Below are 2,914 nucleotides of genomic sequence, written 5' to 3'. Positions count from 1 at the left end.
CGCCCGCTATCGCGGAGGACAAACGGGGTGAACCGGCAAGCCAGCCAGACACTCACGACCGCTGAAGAATCGAGGTTAATCGGTCTTTCGAGGCCGCTTGCTCTTGTGACGCAGCCCGTTCCTCAGAGCGTATGCCTCAAGCATGCGCGGGACGTACTCCTCTGCCGTTGCCGCATGTGGCGGAGGGGAGTTCGTCGTCCATGCGTGGAAAAAGGAATCCATGTGCTCTTGCAGTCGATGCAGATGGGGCGACCCGTCAGCGACCACCACCTGGGCGGAGTCCTCGGCCCAGGTGATGCGCAGTGGGCGCGCCGATCCGTCGAAGGCATCCACGGTGTCATCCAGCAAGGCCGGCTCGACGGCCCGAGCGACGTCCTCTGGCGAGGAGTAGACGTATACCCATTGGTCGTCATCCACGATGATCAGTGGATAGCGTGGTTCGTCCGTTTCGCCGTACGCGTGGGGCATCTTCACCACCTTTCCTGCCAAGGGCGGTGGTTACCGATACCGCCGGGGCCGCGCCGGTGGTAGTGGATGAACTGCCAACGAGACATCCCCCTGATGCTATGACTGTGGAGGCCGAACTTGCGGACCCCTCGCCACACGAAGTCGGTTCCGCGTCCGGAGCCCCGGCTGAACTTCAGGCCGATGCGCCAGGCCTTCATCCGGTGCCCGATGAGCCTTCCGGCCCCGCTGTAGAAGAGGCCACTGGCAGCGCCCCAGCCGACGGACCTTCCGAATCCGCCCCAGCTGAATCGGCGAGTTCCGGCATAGGAAGCGCTATAGGCTGCAGCGCCTGCTGCGGCACCGACGGCGACTCCGCAGACGATGGGGGCGCCGCAGGCTGTACCACCCACAATTCCGGCACCGATCGCTGTGTAGCGCAGGGCCCGCCGCCACCAGCTTCGACCGTCGAGGTCGTAGTTGTTGACTGGATCACCGTTGCCGTATTCATAGGCGTTGGCGCTGCCGCCGGACACCGGGTCGATGGACAGGAAGCGCCCGGTGGTGGGGTTGTAGAGGCGCACGCCCATGAGGGTGAGGCCGGTGAGGGTCTCACTGGACCGCTGCTTGCCGCCGAGCCAGCCGTAGCGGACCGCGTCCTGGCCGGCGCGCGGGTTGCCGTACTCGTCGTAGTCGAGGACGGTCGGCGCGACGCTGCTGTCGGCGGGCAGTGTCGCCGTGTGCCGGGGTGCGCTGCGGGGAACTTGCAGGTCGGGCCGGTCAGGCAGTCGTCCCGTGCCGTGTTCCCGCGGGAACACGGAGCCGCCTCGATCGGGCCTCGGGCGGGTCGAGGCGGGCCCGTTCGGGCTGAGACGGGAAGCGGGAGCCCGGGTCGCAGCGAAGTGCGAGGTCAGGCAAGGTGGGCCGGTCCCACTGTTGTGGGTGCGGCGGCCGTTCGTGTTCACGAAAGGTCGGGTCTGGTAAAGGATTTGGCATCGGCCGGTCAATAATCTTGTTCTGTGCATGACTCACCCGGCGGTCTGTGTGTCGACTTAGGCGACCGATCCACGTCCGACTCCGGACCACTCAGGGGAACACATGCACATAGCCCGAACCGGGCGCGGCCTCGCGGCCTCCGCCGCCACCGCCGCACTCGTCGCCGCAGGACTGGCGACCCTCTCCACGGCCGGCGCCACCACCGCCGCGCCCGCCGGCGTACCGCACACCTTCGCGCAGCCGGCCCTCGCGGGGCACACCCTCGCGCGCGACGTGGCCAGCCCCCTGCCCATCGCGCAGTGCCAGGCCAAGTGGCACATCAACTGCTACACCCCGCTCCAGTACAGAACCGCGTACAACCTCAACGCGCTGTACAAGAAGGGCATCACGGGCAAGGGGCGCACGATCGTCATCGTCGACTCGTTCGGGTCGCCGACGGTCCAGCACGACCTTGACGTCTACAGCAAGCAGTTCGGGCTGCCCAGCACCAAGGTCGACGTGGTCAAGTGGGGCCACGTGCCCACGTTCGACCCGAAGAACTCCGACATGACCGGCTGGGCCGGCGAGACCACCCTCGACGTCGAGATGGCCCACGCCGTCGCGCCGGGGGCCAGGATCGTCCTGGTGGAGACGGCCGTCGCCGAGACCGAGGGCACCACCGGTCTGCCGGAGATGATGAGCGCCGAGAAGTCCCTGATCGACCACGGGGTCGGCGACGTCATCAGCCAGAGCTTCGGCGCCACGGAGGACACCTTCCCGGGCTTCTCCAAGGGCGACTTCTCCAGCATCAAGAAGCTGCGCTACGCCTTCGAGGCCGCGGCCCGCAAGCACGTGACCGTCCTCGCCTCCTCCGGCGACGGCGGCGCCACCGACCAGACCGCGGACGGCAAGAGCTACTACAAGTACCGCGTCAACTCGTGGCCGTCCTCGGACCCGCTGGTCACCTCCATCGGCGGCACCCAGCTCCACCTGAACGACAAGGGTGAGCGCGTCAAGCCGGACAGCGTCTACAACGACTACGGCGCGGGCGGCGGCGGCCAGTCCCACGTCTTCACCCGGCCGTCGTTCCAGAACCGCGTGCAGAACGTCGTCGGCAGCCGCCGCGGCACCCCGGACATCTCCATGGCCGCCGCGGTCAACGGCGGTGCCTGGACCTACTCCAGCTACGACCCGACCGCCACCGGCTGGGACGTCGCCGGCGGCACCAGCGAGGCCAGCCCGCTCTTCTCGGGCATCGTCGCCCTCGCCGACCAGGCGGCCGGGCACCGTCTGGGCGACATCAACCAGGCCCTCTACACCCTCGAAGGCCGCAAGGGCTCCGGCATCGTCGACGTCAACGACGGCACGGACAACAGCTACCAGGGCGTCAAGGGCTACAAGGCCGTGGGCGGCTACGACATGGCCACCGGCGTGGGCACGCTCAACGCCCTGGCCTTCGTGCCGGCCCTGGCCAAGGCGAGCCACGGCTGACAGC

At 68.1% G+C, this 2,914-nt stretch carries 3 protein-coding genes; 1 reads left to right on the top strand and 2 read right to left on the bottom strand.

What is annotated here, in order from left to right:
• Positions 1-75: 75 nt before the first annotated feature.
• Complete coding sequence (locus LE548_RS36615; protein WP_225101346.1) at positions 76-468, bottom strand: hypothetical protein; 393 nt, start codon at positions 466-468, stop codon at positions 76-78.
• A gap of 2 nt (positions 469-470) precedes the next feature.
• Positions 471-1,262, bottom strand: a complete 792-nt coding sequence (locus LE548_RS36610; RefSeq protein WP_225101345.1) for an RHS repeat-associated core domain-containing protein — start codon at positions 1,260-1,262, stop codon at positions 471-473.
• Positions 1,263-1,542: 280 nt separating this feature from the next.
• Between LE548_RS36610 and LE548_RS36605 the strand changes: the two genes are divergently transcribed.
• On the top strand, positions 1,543-2,910 hold the full coding sequence (locus tag LE548_RS36605) for a S8 family serine peptidase (RefSeq protein WP_225101344.1): 1,368 nt from the start codon (positions 1,543-1,545) through the stop codon (positions 2,908-2,910).
• Positions 2,911-2,914: the final 4 nt, after the last annotated feature.

Origin of the sequence: Streptomyces sp. CoH27, assembly GCF_020181035.1 — a bacterium.
GTDB lineage: Bacteria > Actinomycetota > Actinomycetes > Streptomycetales > Streptomycetaceae > Streptomyces > Streptomyces camelliae.
The sequence above is the reverse complement of the archived record's forward strand: the minus strand, read 5'-3'. Positions and strand labels throughout refer to the sequence as shown.

Bases quoted from the DNA above. Each gene is read 5' to 3' on its own strand.
- LE548_RS36615 (WP_225101346.1), bottom strand. From the start codon at position 468: ATGCCCCACGCGTACGGCGAAACGGACGAACCACGCTATCCACTGATC.
- LE548_RS36605 (WP_225101344.1), top strand. From the start codon at position 1,543: ATGCACATAGCCCGAACCGGGCGCGGCCTCGCGGCCTCCGCCGCCACC.